The sequence below is a fragment of the Xanthomonas sp. WHRI 7945 genome, from assembly GCF_035026585.1.
The window spans coordinates 136,914-155,098 of sequence record NZ_JAYIQP010000009.1 but is presented as its reverse complement, the minus strand read 5'-3'; the positions used below and the strand labels follow the sequence as shown (position 1 = coordinate 155,098).

Sequence of the window (18,185 nt, the reverse complement as noted above, 5' to 3'; positions counted from 1 at the left end):
ATCGCCCAAGGCAAGCAACGCAGCTGCTCAACTCCTGAATCGCCTGCTTTTCCCGGGTCCCGAGTCCCGAGTCCCCAGTCCCGACCGTTCAATACCATTTCTTCAGATCCATCCCCGCATACATCCCCGCCACCTGCTCCGCATAGCCATTGAACGGGCGGGTCGGGATGCGTTCGGCGAACAGCTTGCTGGCCTTGCCGGCGATGCGCCGTTCGGTCTTCTGGCTCCAGCGCGGATGGTCCACCGCCGGATTAACGTTGGAGAAGAAGCCGTACTCGGAGGCCTGCAATTCGTGCCAGGCGGTTTCCGGCATGCGCTCGACGAAGCGGATCTCGACGATCGACTTGATGCTCTTGAAGCCGTACTTCCACGGCACCACCAGCCGCAGCGGCGCGCCGTTCTGCTGCGGCAGCGGCTTGCCGTACAGGCCGGTGGCGAGCAGGGTCAGCGGGTTCATCGCCTCGTCGATGCGCAGGCCTTCCTTGTACGGCCAGTCGATCGAGCGATAGCGGATGCCGGGCATCTGCTGCGGGTCGGCCAGCGTGGTGAAGGCGACGTACTTGGCCTTGGATGTCGGTGCGAAGCGTTTGAGCACCGCAGCCAGCGGTACCCCCAGCCACGGGATCACCATCGACCAGCCCTCCACGCAGCGCAGCCGGTAGATGCGCTCCTCCGGCGTGTTGCCCTTGAGCAGATCGTCCAGCGCCAGCGTGCCGGGCTTGTCGCATTCGCCGGACACCTTCACCGACCACGGTGCGGTGCGCAGGGTCTTGGCCGCCTTCGACGGATCGGTCTTGTCGGTGCCGAACTCGTAGAAATTGTTGTAGCTGGTGACGTCCTCGTAGCGGGTCAGTTCTTCGCTGGTGCGGAAGCCGCTGCGTGCCTGTTCCGGGGTCACCACGGTCTTCGGCGGGGCCGGCGGTTCGGCGTCGGCGCAGCCGGCCAGGCCGATCGTCGGCAACAGCGCCAGGGCCTGCAGCAGGCGCCGCCGGTCGCGGTAGACCGCCTCGTCGGTGATCTCGCGGCTGGGAATGTTGAGTGCATCGCGCAATGACATGGCTGACTCCTGGGGGGCGGGCGACCGCTGGCCGCTTCTTGGCAAAGACTACGCTTGCGCCGGGCCAATGGATGCAAATGCAACCTAAATTGCCCGGGCCGCAAGCTGGTGCACTGCGGCATACTAGGCGTCTTGTCCGATAGGTGTCCCATGACGCGCGCGTTCAATTTCAGTGCCGGCCCCGCTGCATTGCCGGAATCGGTCCTGCGCCAGGCGCAGGCGGAGATGTTGGAGTGGAACGGCGTGGGCGCCTCGATCGTGGAGTTGAGCCACCGCGGCGCCGAGTTCATGGCGGTGGCCGCCGAAGCCGAAGCCGACCTGCGGCGCCTGATCGGCATTTCCGACGACTATGCGGTGCTGTTCCTGTCCGGCGGCGCCACCACCCAGCAGGCGCTGCTGGCGCTGAATTTCGCCGCGCCCGGGCAGACCGTGGACTACGTGGTGACCGGGCACTGGGGCAAGACCGCGATCAAGCAGGTCGCCCCGTACGCCAACGTGCACATCGCCGCCAGCAGCGAGGCCGGCGGCTTCCATGACATCCCGCCGCGCGCCAGCTGGCAGCTCAGCGCCGATGCCGCCTACGTGCACATCACCGCCAACGAGACCATCCACGGCGTCGAGTTCCGCGACGCGCCGGACGTGGGCGAGGTGCCGCTGTTCGCCGACTTCAGTTCCAGCATCGCCGCCGAGCCGATCGACGTGTCCAGGTACGCGGTGATCTACGCCGGTGCGCAGAAGAATCTGGGGCCGGTCGGGGTCGCGGTGGTCATCATCCGCAAGGATCTGTTGCAGCGCAGCGGCCAGCCGCGCGCGGACATCTTCGACTACCGCTCGCACGCCGCGCGCGATTCCATGCTCAACACGCCGCCGACCTGGAACTGGTACCTGGCCGGGTTGGTGTTCAAGTGGATGCTGGCCGAGGGCGGGGTGGAGGAGTTCGCGCGCCGCAACCAGGCCAAGTCGGCGCTGGTGTACGCGGCGATCGACGGCTCCGGCGGCTTCTATCGCAATGAGGTGGTGGCCGATGCGCGCTCGCGGATGAACATCCCGTTCTTCCTGCCGGACGACACCCTGACCGCGCGCTTCGTCGCCGAGTCCAAGGCGGCCGGACTGCTGGCGCTGAAGGGCCACAAGGCGGTCGGCGGCATCCGCGCCTCGCTGTACAACGCGATGCCGGTGGCCGGCGCGCAGGCGCTGGTCGCGTTCATGCACGACTTCCAGCAACGCAACGGCTGAGCCATCCCCCCATGTAGGAGCGGCTTCAGCCGCGACCGGATGCTTCACAGGCTCCGGAACATCGAGGAACCACGATCCATGGCCGCAAAGCCGAAGAAATCCCCAGCCGCAGATGCGCAGCCGACCAAGCCGGCCAAGCCGAAATCCAGCGGCGCCGCCAAGCCCGCGGTGGCCACGCCGGCGCTGTCCGACGTGCGCGCCAAGATCGACCAGATCGACCGCACCATCCAGGCATTGATCGCCGAGCGCGCGCAGTTCGCGCACCAGGTCGGCAAGGCCAAGGGCAAACTCGCAGCGGCGGTGGACTACTACCGTCCCGAGCGCGAGGCGCAGGTGCTGCGGATGGTGGTGGACCGCAACCAGGGCCCGCTCAGCGACGAAGTGCTGGTGCACGTGTTCCGCGAGATCATGTCCGCCTGCCTGGCGCAGCAGGAGCCGCTGAAGATCGGCTATCTCGGCCCGGAAGGCACCTTCAGCCAGCAGGCGGTGCTCAAGCACTTCGGCCGCTCGGCGGTGGGCCTGCCGATGGCGACGATCGAGGAGGTGTTCCAGGAAGTGGAGAGCGGCAACGCCGATTTCGGCGTGGTGCCGGTGGAGAACTCCGGCCAGGGCACGATCCAGGTGACCCTGGACATGTTCCTGACCTCGAACCTGAAGATCTGCGGCGAGACCGAGCTGCGCGTGCACCAGTACCTGCTGTCGCGCACCGGCCGGCTCGATGCGATCGAGCGGATCTATGCGCATCCGCAGTCGTTCGCGCAGACCGCGGGCTGGCTGCGCGCGCATCTGCCGAAGGTGGAGAAGATCCCGGTATCGAGCAATGCGGAAGGCGCGCGGCGCGCGCGCAATGCGGAGGATGCGGCGGCGATCGGCGGGGAGAGCGCGGCGCATGTGTATGCGCTGAAGAAGGTGATCATGAAGTCGATCGAGGACGACGACGACAACACGACGCGCTTTCTGGTGATCGGGCGGCAGATTTTCCCGCCGTCGGGGCACGATCGGACGTCGGTGTTGGTGTTCATCCACGACAAGCCGGGTGCGCTGTTCGATGTGCTCAGTCCGTTCGCGCGGCATGGGATCAGCATGAACCGGATCGAGTCGCGGCCTTCGCATCAGGCGAAGTGGGAGTATGGGTTCTTCATCGATCTTGCCGGGCATGTGGAGGACGAGGCGATGAAGCAGGCGTTGGCGGAGTTGAAGGCGCATTCGGCGCAGATCAAGGTGTTGGGGTCTTATCCGGTGGCGGTGCCTTGATCTTGCTGTGTAACTGCGACCGCTGATGCAACAGCAATAGCAACAGCAGATGCAAAGGCAAAGGCTTTCGCGCGTTGCGCGACTTACTTTTCTTTGAACGGCCAAAGAAAAGTAAGCAAAAGAAAGGCCGCCCCAGTCGGGTCGCCCCGCGCTGCGCGCGGGGTCCGCGAGCAACCTGGGATTTTTCGATGGCACATCCATGTGCCAGCGAAAAACGACGCGCATCCTGCGCGCCGCCCCTGCGGGGTTTTTCCCAGGTCGCTCGCCGACCCTCAATGGGGGCCCCTGAAGAGCGCATGCAACAGCAGTGGCAACAGCAAGATCAACAGCAAGATCAAGATCAACGGCAACGGCAACGGCAACGGCAAGATTGACGGCGATGGCAAGAGCGACAGCGGAGCCCGCTTGCGGGTGGCGACGGATATCTCAGGAACGGTGATGAGCAACGAGCAGTACTGGATCGCGACGAAGGGCTCTGCTTTGCAGGGGACGTTGAATGTGCCGGGCGACAAGTCGGTGTCGCATCGGGCGGTGATGTTCGCGGCGCTGGCCGATGGGGTGTCGCGGATCGATGGGTTCCTGGAGGGCGAGGACACACGTTCGACCGCGGCGATCTTCGCCAGGCTCGGGGTCAGGATCGAAACGCCGTCGCCGTCGCAGCGGATCGTGCATGGCGTCGGGGTCGATGGCTTGCAGGCGCCGCAGGGCGAACTGGATTGCGGCAATGCCGGGACCGGCATGCGGCTGCTGGCCGGGTTGCTGGCGGCGCAGCCGTTCAACAGCGTGCTGGTCGGCGACGCGTCGCTGTCGAAGCGGCCGATGCGCCGCGTGACCGAGCCGCTGGCGCTGATGGGCGCGCGGATCGAGACCGACGCCAACGGCGTGCCGCCGCTACGCATCCACGGCGGGCAGCCGCTGCGCGGGATCGATTTCGTCTCGCCGGTGGCCAGTGCCCAGGTCAAGTCGGCGGTGCTGTTGGCCGGGCTGTACGCCGATGGCGTCACTACGGTGCAGGAACCGCATCCGACCCGCGACTACACCGAGCGCATGCTGTCCGCGTTCGGCGTGGAGATCGACTTCGCGCCGGGCCAGGCGCGGCTGCGCGGCGGCCAGCGCCTGCATGCCACCGATATCGCGGTACCGGCCGATTTTTCTTCGGCGGCATTCTTCATCGTCGCGGCCAGCATCATTCCCGGCTCGGAGATCACCCTCAAGGCGGTCGGCCTCAACCCGCGCCGGACTGGCCTGCTCGCCGCGCTGCGGCTGATGGGCGCGGACATCGTCGAGCACAACCACAGCGAACATGGCGGCGAGCCTGTGGCCGATCTGCGGGTGCGCTATGCGCCGCTGCGCGGGGCGCAGATTCCCGAGGCGGTAGTGCCGGACATGATCGACGAGTTCCCGGCGCTGTTCGTCGCCGCCGCCGCGGCGCAGGGCCGCACCGTGGTCACCGGCGCCGCCGAACTGCGGGTCAAGGAATCCGATCGCCTGGCGGCGATGGCCACGGGCCTGCGCAGCCTGGGCATCGTCGTCGACGAGACGCCCGACGGCGCCACGATCCATGGCGGTGCGCTGGGCGGCGGGGTGATCGAAAGCCACGGCGACCATCGCATCGCGATGGCGTTCGCGATCGCCGGCCAGCTGGCCGATGGGCAGGTGCGGGTCAACGACGTGGCCAACGTCGCGACTTCGTTCCCGGGCTTCGACACGCTGGCGCGCGACGCGGGATTCGGATTGGTCGCTGCCGATTGAGGGGCGACCGCGGCCCGCAGGGCGCAGGCCGCGCGGTGCGTGAATCGATCGCCGCGTCGCGGCGAAGCTGGCGGGCGCGCCGCTACGGCGCGCGCGGCGGATCGTTGGCGGGCGTCGCCGGAGCCGGTGCGTTGGAGGGAACGTCGTTTGCGCGATCGCGGCTCAGCCACCAGCCGCCGGCCGCCACCACCAGCGCGACGACAAGAATCCATGCCCACGGCGATCCGCGATGGGCATGCGAACGTGCCTCGGCATGGTTTTTCCGCGCGTACAGCTCCTGGGTATCGTGCGGTCTGGACATGGTCGTGCTCCTGCGTCTTTAGGACGCGACCAGTCTTGCCTCGATCCGGTTCGCCGTGTGTCAGCCGCCCGTGAATGCGGGGCGCGTGCCGCAAGCGTGGTTCAGCTTACTGAGCCGATTTGAAATCGAACGGAATCTCGAGGCTGCCGGCCACCGCCTGGCCCTTCTGTTGCGCCGGACGGAAGCGCCAGCGGCGCACGGCCTCCATCGCCGCACGGTCCAGTTCGCGCGAGCCGCTGCGCTTGACCAGGGCCACGCCACCGGGGTTGCCGCTGGCGTCCACCTCGACCCGCACCACCACCGTGCCGCTGTCGCCGCGGCGCAAGGCTGCCGACGGATAACGCGGCGGCGGTTGCCCTTCCAGCGGCACCGGACGATCGCCGGGTGCCAGCGCGGTGGCGTTCGTCCCCGCACCTGCGCCTTCGGCGCCACCGGGCACCGGTGCCATCGCATCGGCGGGGGGCGGGGCAGGCGGTGCGGTCTCGACCAGCTTCGGCGTGTCCTCCGCGGCGGCCGGCTTGACCTGCGGCATGTCGCTGGCGCCGCTGCCGGCGGGCAGCGGCTCGGGCAGCGGCTTGATCTCCGCCGTGTCCTGCTGCACCTGTGCCGGTTGCGGCTTGTAGAAGTCGTTGTCCTTGCGCCCGGCCAGCCACACCGCCAGGAACAGCAGCAGCCCGGCGCAGAACGCGATGCCGACGATCAGCAGGAGGCGCCGCGGCAGGCGCAGCACGATGCCGGTGTTGGAGGAGGGAGGCGACGTGGACATGGGACTCACCGTAGGGAACCGCTGGATTCTGGCATAGCCGCGGTTAATCGGTCGCGCAGCGCCTGCGCGTGGCCGGCGGCGGCCTCGCCGTTTCGGCAAAAGCGCGGCCGACAGGCGATAATGCGCGGCTCCGATCCATCCACGTGCCGCGCCCATGCTCGATCCCGTCCTGCTCCGCCAACAGCCCGCCGACCTCGCCGAGCGCCTGCGCACCAGCCGCGGCTACGCGCTGGACGTGGCCGCCCTGGAAGCCCTGGAGGCCGACCGCAAGCGTATCCAGGTGCGCACCCAGGAACTGCAGAGCCTGCGCAACAGCCGCTCCAAGGCGATCGGCCAGGCCAAGGCCAAGGGCGAGGACGTGGCCGCGCTGATGGCCGAAGTGGCCGGATTCGGCGACGAACTGAAGGCCTCCGAGCAACGCCTGGACGAGATCCGCGCGCAGCTGGAGACGCTGGCGCTGGAGATTCCCAACCTGCCGCAGGCCGACGTGCCGGCCGGCAAGGACGAGGCCGACAACGTCGAAGTGCAGCGCTGGGGCACGCCGCGCGCCTTCGATTTCGAGGTCAAGGATCATGTGGAACTGGGCGCGCGGCATGCCTGGCTGGACGGCGAGACCGCGGCCAAGCTGTCCGGCGCGCGCTTCACCGTACTGCGCGGGCCGATCGCGCGCCTGCACCGCGCGCTGGCACAATTCATGCTCGACCTGCATACCGGTCCGCACGACTACCAGGAAACCAACGTGCCGGTGATTGTCAACGCCGATAGCCTGTACGGCACCGGCCAGTTGCCTAAGTTCGAAGAGGACATGTTCGCCACCCAGCTTGGCGAGCAGAAGCGCTACCTGATCTCCACCTCGGAAATCTCGCTAACCAACCTGGTCCGCGACGAGATCGTGGAGGCCGAGCGCCTGCCGCTGCGCATGACCGCGCATTCGCTGTGCTTCCGCTCCGAGGCCGGCAGCGGCGGCCGCGACACCCGCGGCATGATCCGCCAGCACCAGTTCGAGAAGGTGGAACTGGTCAGCATCTGCCGCCCCGAGGACAGCGCCGCCGAACACGAGCGCATGACCCGCTGCGCCGAAGTGGTGCTGGAGACGCTGGGGCTGCCGTACCGCAAGGTGCTGCTGTGCACCGGCGACATGGGCTTTGCCGCGACCAAGACCTACGACCTGGAAGTCTGGTTGCCGTCGCAGCAGACCTACCGCGAGATCTCCTCGTGCTCCAACTGCGGCGACTTCCAGGCGCGGCGCATGCAGGCGCGCTGGCGCAATCCCGCCACCGGCAAGCCGGAACTGCTGCACACGCTCAACGGCTCCGGCACCGCGGTCGGCCGCGCGATGATCGCGGTGGTGGAGAACTACCAGAACGCCGACGGTTCGATCAGCGTGCCCGACGCACTGCGCCCGTACATGGGCGGCCTCGACCGCATCGGTTGAGCCTCAGCCCTCGACTGCGCACACGCAGCGGGGGCGGTTCGCAGAATTGGCGGCAGACCACCGGTTCGATCGCTCCGGCGCATTCGGCCCGGATTCGCCTTTTGTGGGAGCGACTTCAGTCGCGACGGGCTCTACTGAGACACCCGCCGCCTGCACCCGCTCCCACAATGCACCAGCTGAAAAGCCTCTGCCGGGTGTCCAGAACCATGGCCGCTGTCCGGCAGCTCCGGGCATACCAAGCGCAGCGCGGACTCCGCGGCCAGCCTGATATATCCGATCGCATTGGCGCACCGTCGACCAAGACGCCGCTGCCGCCTGATGCTTGAATCGCTTCGATCTCGTCTCTTCCAGGCCAGCCGTTCCAGCCAGCAAGGCACGACCAGTGCGGAGAGTCGCGCACCGTCAGCTCAGGCAGATCCCGCCGGCCGATGTCGAACACGGGTGTAGAGCGACTCGGGCAGTCGCCGCGCTCTTGTCCACCCAAGCTGCAGGGTAGGGCGGGCAATACGACAAGAGCCCCGGTTGCACAGCCAGGATCGTTGTGGGAGTAGAATGAACCCAATGCGATTTCATTCATCGTTCTAAATATCGAAAGAACATGCACGATCTCAACGACCTGTACTACTTCGCGATGGTGGTCGACCACGGCGGTTTCGCCGCCGCCGAGCGCGCCCTGGGCATTCCCAAGTCGCGCCTGAGCCGCCGCATCAGCCAGCTGGAAACCGACCTGGGCGTGCGCTTGCTGCAGCGTTCCACACGCCGCTTCGCCGTCACCGACCTGGGCATGAGCGTGCATCGCCACGCGCAGACGATGCTGGCCGAAGCGCAGGCCGCGCGCGAGGTGGTGGACCGGCTCAGCGCCGAGCCGCGCGGCCTGGTGCGGGTCAGCGTGCCGGTGTCGCTGGCGCAGATGCAGCTGCCCAAGCTGCTGCCGATGTTCCTCGACCAGTACCCGAAAGTGCGGTTGCAGTTGAACATCAGCAACCGCCGCGTGGACATCATCAACGAGGGCTACGACGTCGCACTGCGCGTGCGCTCGCGCCTGGACGACGACGGCAGTCTGGTGATGCGCAGCTTCGGCCAGGTGCAGGAACTGCTGGTGGCCAGCCCCAAATATCTGGACCGCGCCGGTCGTCCCAAGGATCCGGAAGAACTGGCCTCGCACGTGACCTTGAGCATCAGCGAGGACGAGGCGCGGCAGCGCTGGGAACTGCACGGACCGGCCGGCGAAGTGCGCCGCGTCGACCTGCAACCGCGCGTGGCCGGCTTCGATTTCCCGCTGCTGCAGTCGATGGTCAAGGACGGCTTCGGCATCACCCTGCTGCCGGAAACCGTCTGCGCCGACGCCGTGCGCAATGGCGAGCTGGAAGTGGTGCTGCCGGAATGGTCTCTGCCGCAGGGCATCTGCCACGCCGTGTTCGCCTCGCGTCGCGGCCTGTTGCCGGCGGTGCGCGTGTTCATCGACTTCCTCGCCGAACACCTGCCGCGGCAGATCGAGGCTTCGCGTCTGGATTGCAGCGGCTGCCCGGAGCGGATCAAGGTCAAGCATTCGACCCTGGGCGCGATGGCGGTCGAAGCCGGCTGAGCAAAAACCACGCGGGCGTGCGAAAATGCGCGCGTGCAGCGACGCTGGCGCGACATAGCGTGGCGATCTTCGGCAATGGTGGTATCGCGGCCAACGGCGACGATGCATCGCTGCCGAAGTGCAGGGCGGAGACGTTTGGCGCATGCCCGCACAGGCTGATGCGGTCTGGTTGCAATCGGAGAGATGGCCGAGCGGTTTAAGGCACCGGTCTTGAAAACCGGCGAAGGGTCAAACCTTCCGTGGGTTCGAATCCCACTCTCTCCGCCATTCGGTTTCGACCTGTTTCTTCGACAAGCGCCGAGCGCGTTCTTCGCATGTGCGATTGCGCTGGATGCATGCGCCATGCGCGCCTGAAATGTGGTCGTTGTGGAGCGTCAGAAAATTACGCTTCGGTACGGCGTACAAGTGATGCATTGAAACTCGGATTTCGGATCGCGCGAGGTCAGGGAAATCTGACCCGACATCAGGCTTTGTCCTGATAACGTTGTCGCCGGCAGGTCGCGATACTGCACCTGCCTGACGCAGGTACCGCCGCGCTTTCCTAGAGGAGCGAAATAGGCTGGTCACTCGCCCTGCGTGCCGAGCCTTGAGTAAGCTCGGCGTGGTGTTTTTTTCGCCATGATGACAGCGCCCTGCTGCTTACTTAGCGTGGTGTGAAATCTGGATGATTTGTCTACAGATTCTTGTTGCCCTGAACAATTCACGCCGCTAGTCTGATTGCGTGGCGTTCGCTGCGTTGGGGTTATACGAGATGGCCATCAGGGTTTTTCTGGTCGACGATCACGCTCTTGTCCGTACCGGGATGAAGCTGATCCTTTCGAATCAAACAGATATCGAAATCGTCGGCGAGGCCGAGAGCGGCGAGGCCGCGATGCCGCAGATCCGTCAGCTGAAGCCCGACATCGTGCTGTGCGATCTGCACATGCCCGGGGTCAGCGGGCTGGAAGTGACCGAGCGCATCGTCAAGGGCGATCACGGCACCAAGGTCATCATCGTTTCGGTGCTGGAGGACGGTCCGTTGCCCAAGCGCCTGCTCGAGGCCGGCGCGTCCGGCTACGTGGGCAAGGCCGGCGACGCGCAGGAACTGTTGCGCGCGGTGCGCGACGTGGCGATGGGCAAGCGCTATCTCGGTGCCAATATCGCGCAGAACCTGGCGCTGGCGAACCTGGAGGGCGGCGGTTCGCCGTTCGACGCCTTGTCCCCGCGCGAACTGGAAGTCGCGCTGCTGCTGACCCGCGGGCTGCGCCAGGAAGACATCGCCAAGCGCTTGAGCCTCAGTGCCAAGACGGTCAACACGCACAAGGCGCGGCTGTTCGAGAAGGTCGGCATCCACGACAACATCGCGCTGGCGCGCCTGGCGACGCAGTACGGATTGCTGGATCCGGCGCATCCGTTGTAACCGTAGCCGGCGCGCTTGCGTCATGCACAAAAATAAAGCGACCCGACCGGTCGCTTTTTTTGTGCCGCGCCATATGCGTCCGGCGCGGCTTGGCGGTGCCATGGTGATCGTATCCCTTGGATCGACTGGACGAGGGCGCTACCTGTTCAAGATGGTGCAGGCCCGATTTTTCGGCCGCGGTGGGCGCGATGCAGGAAGCCGTCGCGACTGAAGTCGCTCCCACAAGTGCAGGTGTCGGTTCCTGATCGAATGCCTGCAAGGCAGCGTGCGGATGGCGCCTGTCGCGACTGAAGTCGCTCCTACAGGGAGCGGGGTCGGGATCTTTGGCTGGCTTGTGTATCGGGCAGTTGTGCGGCGAGTTGCCCGGCGAAACGATTGTCGTCCGGATGCCTGTGAGGTCGAGCCCTGGGGCGCGTAGGCGGGGATCGTGCGCGGACCACGTCCGCATCGTCTTGCGTAATAGCTGCAAGGCGCGCGGACGACAGGCAAAAAAAAGCGGCCCGAAGGCCGCTTTTTTCTGCTGCGAAGAACGGCGCCGATCAGCTGGCGCGTTCCTTGTGCTCCTTGTCGTCGTCGCCCTCGCTGTCGTCGCTCTTGGGGCGCGGCGGCTGGTGCTGGGCGACCGCGACCGGCGCATCCGCCGGAGGGGCGGGCGGTGCGTCGAACAGGCCGTTGCTGGTCGTATCGGCAGGCGCCGGTTCTGCGCTGCCGACATGGTTGCTTTCGGCGGCGTTCGACTGCGGGGCTGCCGCGATCGGCGCAGGTGCCGGTGTCGTCGGTTCGACGGGGGCAGGCTGCTCGGGGAAGGCGTCCAGCAGCGTGGTCTGCACCGGCATGTAGGCCGGCTGCTTGCTGGGTTCTTCCTCGGCGAGCGGCTGCGCTGCCGGCGCGGCGTCCTGCTGCGGCTCGATAGCCGCCGTTGCCGGTTGCTCGGCCGGCGCGGCCGACGCCGCAACAGTTTCCGTGCCGGCGGCGCTTTGCTTCGTGGCGACCGGGACGGGCTGCTCGACGATCGGCGCAGGTGCCGGCTGCAGTGCGTCCTCGATGGTCTCCGGCGGTGCCGCTTCGGAAGCGGCCGACTCGGTGACGATCGACGGAGCAGGCTCCGCGGCAGGCACTGCCTCGGAACGCGCCGCTAGCGCCTCGCGGACGGGCGGCAGCGGTGCTGCCGCTGTCGGCGGCACCGTTTCTGCCTGCACGGTGCCGACCGATGCCGCGTCGACCGTTGCCGTCTCGGCAACGGAGGGCGGAGTTGCGATCGCTGCGACTGGCGCGGCCTGCACCTGCGCGGTGCCGTCCTCGGTCTGGGGCGCTGCGGTTGCAACCACCGGTGCGGCCTGCTGCGCCGGCGCGGTATCGCCCTCGGCCTGCGGCACCACGGTTGCAGCTGCGACGGCCGGCGCGGGGGCGTTAGCGGCCTGCTCGTGCCGCGGCGGACGCGGCTCGCGCTTTTCCCGCGGCGCGCGCGGTGCCTGCTGCGGCTTGGCCTCGGCGGCTTCGGCCGGGGCGGCGTCGTCGTCGAAGTCGAACTCCGGCTGGCTGCGGCTCGGCGCCGGCGCGGTTTCGCCGTCGCTGTCGCTGTCGCCGGCATCCAGTTCGTTGTCGTTGTCGTCGAACCCTGCGCCCTCGCTGCCGCTGCCGGCTTCGCCGTTGCCGCGACGGCGGCGACGGCCGCCACGACGGCCGCGACGGCGGCGGCCGCCGGCCTCGCCGTTGGCGTCGTCGGCATCGCCGCTCTCGCCAGCCGGCACGGCCTGTGCGGTTTCCGCGGCGCTCTCGCGTTCATCGATGGTCGTCTGGACAGCATCCGGCTGCGACGCAACCGGTGCCGGCGCGGTGGTGGTGACCTCGCTGGTCGGCGCATCGTTGCTGAGCGCGGCGGCACCGCCGGCCACGGCGGCTGCCGCGATCGTGGTGGCGTCCTGCGCAACGGCGGGCTGTGCGGTGGCGGGCTTGGTTGCGGCCTCGTCCTGGCGCGGCTGGCGCTGCGGCCTGTCGCCCTGCAGCGCGGCCTGTGCCGGCTCCTGCTGCGGCTTGGGCTGGCGCGGCGGGTTCTGCGGCTGCTGCTGCTTCGGCGCCTTGGGCTGCTGCTGCGGGTTCTGCTGCTGCGGCTTGGCCTGCTGCGGCGCCTGCTCGTTGCGCGGCGGCTTGGACGCCAGGTTCTGCTGGCCGCCCTGTGCGTTGCCACCGCCATTGCCCGGACGGCGCTCGTCGCGGCGCACGTTGCCGCCGTTGCCGCGCGTGGCATTGCCGCCCTGGCCGCCGCGGCTGCCGTCGCGACGCGCATTGCGGTCGCCGCGGTCGTTGCGGTTGCGGTTGCCGTCATGGGCGCGCTGGCGCTGCGCCGGTTCGCTGGCGGTCGGCGCCGGGGCCGGGCTTTCGCCGGCACCGAAGATCCGCTTCAGCCAGCCGACCACGCCGGTGGCCGGGGCCGGGGCCGCGACCTGGGCGGGCGCCGGGGCCTGCACCTGCACGGGCGCGGCGACCGGTTCCTGCACGTCGGCCACTTCGCGCACCGGGGCCGGCTGCGAGTGCTTCACATTGGTCACCGCCGGCGCCGGAATGTTCAACTGCGCCTTGGTCAGCGCATGCACCGGCAGCTTGCGCGGGGTGTTGCGCTGGTAGCTGGGCTTGGCGCTTTCCTCGCCGAGCTCGTTCTCGCGCAGGCGGGTCACTTCGTAGTGCGGGGTGTGCAGCTGTTCGTCGGCGACGATGACGATCGGCGCGTCGTGGCGCTTCTCGATCTCGCTGAGCGCGCGGCGCTTCTCGTTGAGCAGGTAGTTGGCGATCTCCACCGGGGCCTGCACCAGCACCTGTCCGGTGTTCTCCTTCATCGCGTGCTCTTCGGCGACGCGGATGATCGACAGCGACATCGACTCGACGCTGCGCATGCGGCCATGGCCGTCGCAACGCGGGCACACGATCTGGCTGGACTCGCCCAGCGACGGACGCAGGCGCTGGCGGCTCATCTCGAGCAGGCCGAAGCGCGAGATGCGGCCGATCTGCACCCGCGCACGGTCGTACTTGAGCGCGTTCTGCAGGCGGTTCTCGACCTCGCGCTGGTGCTTGTTGGAGGCCATGTCGATGAAGTCGATGACCACCAGGCCGCCGAGGTCGCGCAGGCGCAGCTGGCGCGCCACCTCTTCGGCGGCCTCCAGGTTGGTCTGGAACGCGGTGTCCTCGATGTCGCTGCCCTTGGTCGCGCGCGAGGAGTTGACGTCCACCGCGGTCAGCGCCTCGGTCTGGTCGACCACGATCGAGCCGCCGGAGGGCAGGCGCACGCTGCGTTCGTAGGCGGCCTCGATCTGCGATTCGATCTGGAAGCGGTTGAACAGCGGGATGTCGTCGGTGTAGTGCTTGAGCTTGCGCAGGCTCTGCGGCATCACCTGCTGCATGAACTCCTGGGCATCGCCGTACATCTCGGGCGTATCGACCAGGATCTCGCCGATATCGGCGCGCAGGTAGTCGCGCAGGGCGCGGATGATCAGCCGCGATTCCTGGTAGATCAGGAACGGCGCCGGCTTGGCCAGCGCGGCCTCGGCGATCGACTTCCAGACCTGCAGCAGGTAGTCCAGGTCCCATTGCAGCTCTTCGGCATCGCGGCCGACGCCGGCGGTGCGGATGATCACGCCCATGTCGTCGGGGATGTTCAGCTTGTCCAGCGCTTCCTTCAGCGCGGCGCGGTCCTCGCCCTCGATCCGGCGCGAGACGCCGCCGGCGCTGGGCGAGTTCGGCATCAGCACCATGTAGCGGCCGGCCAGCGAGATGAACGTGGTCAGGGCGGCGCCCTTGTTGCCGCGTTCTTCCTTGTCCACCTGGACCACCACTTCCTGGCCCTCGCGCAGCAGTTCGCGGATCGTCGCCTTGTTGTGGTCGACGCCGGCCTGGAAGTAGTCGCGGGAGATTTCCTTCAGCGGCAGGAAGCCGTGGCGCTCGCCGCCGTATTCGACGAAGGCGGCTTCGAGCGAGGGTTCGAGTCGCGTGATGCGGCCCTTGTAGATGTTGGACTTCTTCTGTTCCTTGGACGGCTGCTCGATGTCGATGTCGTACAGGGTCTGGCCGTCCACGATGGCCACACGCAGTTCTTCCGCCTGCGTGGCGTTGATCAGCATTCGCTTCATTAGTTGCGTTCCTCGCGCTGCTACCGCGCGGAACGCCATGGGGTTTCGCTTCTGGTCACGCTTCGCCGCCCATCGCGCAGGCGCGGGGAGGGCGGCTTGGGTTTCCAGCGCTACGACACCACGGCGAGCCGCGGGAGCGCTTCTTTCTTTTAGGTGGTTCAGGACCGGCGGCGACTCCAGCCAGGCTGGGCGCCGCACGGGGCATGTTCAGCGCGGACGCTTGTGGCGTCCGGCGATGGCCGGGTAGGCCGGTGAGCCGCTAACATGGCCGCCCCGGGGGCGGTGGTCGCGCACTGTGCCGGAATCGTCGCAAGCCGGGCTTCTGGCCCTTAGCTAACTTCCAACGAAATCAAACCCTTATCTCGCCCCCCGAGTGTAACAGAATAAACTGCCCGATGACTTCCTCCCCGATCCCCCCCAAGCCGCGCGATGTCGCGACCAGCGCGGTGCGCATTCTCAAGGTCCCGGAAGACAGGGCTGGACAGCGCGTAGACAATTTCCTGCTCGGCCAGCTCAAGGGCGCGCCGCGCAGCCTGATCTACAAGCTGATGCGCAGCGGCCAGGTCCGGGTCAACGGCGGCCGCACCAAGGCCGAGCGCAAGCTGGAGGCGGGCGACGAGGTGCGCATCCCGCCGGTGAAGCTGCACGAGGAGGGCGAGAAGACCGCCCCGCCGGACGCGTTCATGGCCCGGCTGGAGGCGGCGATCGTCTACGAGGACGCGCGGCTGCTGGCGCTGAACAAGCCGTCCGGGGTCGCCAGCCATGGCGGCAGCGGGATCAGCTTCGGCGCCATCGAGACCCTGCGCGCCCTGCGCCCGAACCAGACCCTGGAGCTGGTGCACCGGCTCGATCGCGACACCTCCGGGCTGCTGATCGTGGCCAAGAAGCGCTCGGCGCTGACCGAGATGCAGGCGCTAATGCGGGAGGACGACCGGGTCGAGGGCCGCGGCATCAGCAAGCGCTACCTGACCCTGCTGGTCGGGCGCATGCCCGACGGGGTGATGAGCGTGGACGCGCCGCTGCACATCGGCCTGCGCCAGGGCGGCGAGCGCCATGTGCAGGTGAATGCGGCCGGCAAGGCATCGCTGAGCCACTTTCGGGTGCTGGAGCGGCGTGGCGGGCATTCCTATTGCGAGGTGCGGATCGAGACCGGCCGCACTCACCAGATCCGCGTGCATGCCCAGCACCTGGGGCATGCGGTCGCCGGCGACGACAAGTACGGCGATGAGGCGGTCAACAAGCGCCTGCGCGAGCAGATCGGGCTCAAGCGCCTGTTCCTGCATGCCGCCTCGCTGGAATTCACCCTCGACGGCGGCAAGACCCCGTACCTGCTGAATGCGCCGCTGGCCGACGAACTGGCCGAGGCGCTGAACCGCCTCGGCGGCTGAACCAGGCGCGGCCGGGCGGCGGAGACGCGCGCCGCCGCGGCCGACGCCTTCTATCCGTTGTGCTTGTCGTGGTCGTGCGCGTGGTGCGGCTCGGGGTGCGCTGGCGCCGGCCGCGGGGCAGGGCGCGGCGCGGCCGCGTGCATCGGCTGCGGCCGCGGCGGCGCGATCCGGGCCATGCGCTGCTCCTGCATCGGCGGCCGCTGCTGTTGTTCTTGTCGCGGTATGGGCTGAACGCGCTCAGGGAACTCCCGCATCGGCGCCTGCCGGTGCGCCGGCGCCGGCTGCGGGGCATTGGAAGCGGCGAACGCGTGCGGCGCCGGCCGTGGCGGTTCGGACTGGGCGAAGCGGGCCTGCGGCGCGCGCGGATCCTCCCGGTGCGGCGCGGGCATGGACATCGCGTGCTGCGGCGCTGCATGCGCCATCTGCATGTTCCCCATCGGCATCGGCGCGTTGGCGTGTGGTGCCTGCGGCATGTCGCGCCGTCGCGCTGCTGCGGCGTCGGCCATCGGCATGGCGTGGCGGGAATCGGCCGCGGACATCGGCATCGGCGGGTGCGGCGCTTGCGCCAATGGCGGCTGCGCATGCGCATCGCGTGCGGCGCCGGCTGCACTGGGGCCGCCAAGCCCGGGCTGCGGCGGCCGCGGCGCGGCGGTCGTCACCACCGGACGGCCCGGCTGCAGCATCCGTTTGTTGAAGTGCGGCGTGGACAGCTGCGCATAGTCGAGCGTGTGGCGTGGCGCCGTCGCCGGCGCGACCTGCGGCGCAGGGCCGCGCGGGTTCTGCGCCAGACGCGGCGCCAGTGCGGCGGCCGCCGCCGCAGGCATCGCCGCCAGCGCCGCCCGCTGCGGGAAACTGCGGTTGTCGTTGTGCACGAAGCTGCGCGCATCGATGCGGTTGTTGGTGATGGTGTTGTTGATGATGGTGGTGCGCGGCGCGTAGACATGGTTCTGGTAGACCACGTAGTGCGGTGCCGAGGGCGGGGCGTTCCAGTTCATGCCCCAGCTGTTCCAGCCCCAGCGATGCCAGGTCGGTTCCGGCTCCAGCCAGGCCATCGGACCATGGTGGCGATGCTCGAGCGCGTCGCCGACCAGCACGCCGACGCCGAAGGAAACGATGCCGGCGGTCACCAGATCGCCTTCGCTGTAGTAACGCGGGCGGTAGCGATACTCGCGATAGACGTCGACCGGTGCGCCATAGACCACGTCCGGATCGTAGCGCGGGACGTAGACGACATCCGGCTGCGCCGGTTCGATGACGATGGTCTGCCGCGGCGGCGGGATCCGCGCGTCGGCATAGGCCGGTTCCACCAGCGTGCGTTGCACCACCTGCACCCGTTGCTGTGGCGTGCTGCGCAGGTGGCCCTGCGCCTGCGCGCGTCCGCGCATGACCTGGATCGCGTCGAGGACCTCGTTGGGATCGTGCGCATAGGCATCGCCGAGCGCGCGGGTCCAGTCGCCGTTGCCGGCCAGTTGGTCGATCACGTCGGGAAACGCGATCAGCGCCTTGACGCTGGGATCCCACGGCTGCGCCGCGGCGGCCTGCAGACGGTCGGCCGCCGCCAGGCCGCTGTTGCTGCGCAACCAGCCCTGTGCGTCGGCGACCTGGTCCGGGTAGACCGAAGCGGCCAGGGTCTGCGCGAGCAACTTGTCGGGAAACAGCGCGATCGGCGCCACCAGCTTGTACAACTGGTCGGCGCTGGGCGGCACGTAGGGTGCGGCCACAGATGTGGCGGGTGCGGGCGTTGGTGTCGGTTGCTGCTGGCATGCACCCAGCGCCAGCACGCTCATGGCGGTGGCCAGCGCCAACGCCGACCTCGTTGATGGCAGGGAGCGGAGATCCATGCGGCACCTCTTCGACGTGGCATTGCTGAAGACGCGCGCAGCATGCTCCG

12 protein-coding genes and 1 tRNA gene are annotated in these 18,185 nt (G+C 68.2%); 8 read left to right on the top strand and 5 right to left on the bottom strand.

Going from position 1 to position 18,185, the window contains the following annotated elements; translation table 11 throughout:
* Positions 1 to 88: 88 nt before the first annotated feature.
* A complete protein-coding gene (gene msrP / locus VDQ83_RS09695) occupies positions 89 to 1,057 on the bottom strand; it encodes a protein-methionine-sulfoxide reductase catalytic subunit MsrP (protein ID WP_263394691.1) in 969 nt (322 codons plus the stop codon).
* A 150-nt stretch (positions 1,058 to 1,207) separates the two neighbouring features.
* On the opposite strand from msrP, the gene serC reads away from it, so the two are divergent.
* The 3 genes from serC to aroA all read left to right on the top strand — a co-directional run bounded on the left by serC (position 1,208) and on the right by aroA (position 5,299).
* Positions 1,208 to 2,293, top strand: a complete 1,086-nt coding sequence (gene serC, locus VDQ83_RS09690; protein WP_455434750.1) for a 3-phosphoserine/phosphohydroxythreonine transaminase — start codon at positions 1,208 to 1,210, stop codon at positions 2,291 to 2,293.
* A gap of 78 nt (positions 2,294 to 2,371) precedes the next feature.
* A complete protein-coding gene (pheA, locus tag VDQ83_RS09685) occupies positions 2,372 to 3,547 on the top strand; it encodes a prephenate dehydratase (RefSeq protein ID WP_309920683.1) in 1,176 nt (391 codons plus the stop codon).
* A gap of 438 nt (positions 3,548 to 3,985) precedes the next feature.
* Complete coding sequence (gene aroA / locus VDQ83_RS09680) at positions 3,986 to 5,299, top strand: 3-phosphoshikimate 1-carboxyvinyltransferase (RefSeq protein ID WP_455434749.1); 1,314 nt, start codon at positions 3,986 to 3,988, stop codon at positions 5,297 to 5,299.
* Between the two features lie 82 nt (positions 5,300 to 5,381).
* Here the strand turns inward: aroA and VDQ83_RS09675 are convergent, their stop codons facing one another.
* Both VDQ83_RS09675 and VDQ83_RS09670 read right to left on the bottom strand, forming a co-directional pair.
* Complete coding sequence (locus VDQ83_RS09675) at positions 5,382 to 5,600, bottom strand: flagellar basal body-associated FliL family protein (protein WP_263394687.1); 219 nt, start codon at positions 5,598 to 5,600, stop codon at positions 5,382 to 5,384.
* A 106-nt stretch (positions 5,601 to 5,706) separates the two neighbouring features.
* A complete protein-coding gene (locus VDQ83_RS09670) occupies positions 5,707 to 6,366 on the bottom strand; it encodes an energy transducer TonB (RefSeq protein ID WP_455434748.1) in 660 nt (219 codons plus the stop codon).
* A 154-nt stretch (positions 6,367 to 6,520) separates the two neighbouring features.
* Between VDQ83_RS09670 and serS the strand changes: the two genes are divergently transcribed.
* From serS to VDQ83_RS09650, 4 genes are all read left to right on the top strand, one after another.
* Positions 6,521 to 7,801, top strand: a complete 1,281-nt coding sequence (serS, locus tag VDQ83_RS09665) for a serine--tRNA ligase (protein ID WP_455434747.1) — start codon at positions 6,521 to 6,523, stop codon at positions 7,799 to 7,801.
* Positions 7,802 to 8,399: 598 nt separating this feature from the next.
* Entirely contained in the window at positions 8,400 to 9,386 is a 987-nt protein-coding gene (locus VDQ83_RS09660; protein ID WP_179564979.1) for a LysR family transcriptional regulator, read from the top strand.
* A gap of 177 nt (positions 9,387 to 9,563) precedes the next feature.
* A tRNA-Ser gene (locus tag VDQ83_RS09655) sits at positions 9,564 to 9,653 on the top strand.
* Positions 9,654 to 10,137: 484 nt separating this feature from the next.
* A complete protein-coding gene (locus VDQ83_RS09650; RefSeq protein ID WP_145706360.1) occupies positions 10,138 to 10,785 on the top strand; it encodes a response regulator in 648 nt (215 codons plus the stop codon).
* A gap of 539 nt (positions 10,786 to 11,324) precedes the next feature.
* Here the strand turns inward: VDQ83_RS09650 and VDQ83_RS09645 are convergent.
* Complete coding sequence (locus VDQ83_RS09645; RefSeq protein ID WP_455434746.1) at positions 11,325 to 14,906, bottom strand: Rne/Rng family ribonuclease; 3,582 nt, start codon at positions 14,904 to 14,906, stop codon at positions 11,325 to 11,327.
* Between the two features lie 395 nt (positions 14,907 to 15,301).
* Here VDQ83_RS09645 and VDQ83_RS09640 point away from each other — a divergent pair, with 395 nt between their 5' ends.
* Positions 15,302 to 16,294 (top strand): RluA family pseudouridine synthase, encoded by a 993-nt coding sequence (locus tag VDQ83_RS09640; protein ID WP_455434745.1) that lies wholly within the window; start codon positions 15,302 to 15,304, stop codon positions 16,292 to 16,294.
* A 50-nt stretch (positions 16,295 to 16,344) separates the two neighbouring features.
* Here the strand turns inward: VDQ83_RS09640 and VDQ83_RS09635 are convergent, their stop codons facing one another.
* Entirely contained in the window at positions 16,345 to 18,135 is a 1,791-nt protein-coding gene (locus tag VDQ83_RS09635) for a DUF3300 domain-containing protein (protein ID WP_455434744.1), read from the bottom strand.
* Between the last annotated feature and the right edge of the window lie 50 nt (positions 18,136 to 18,185).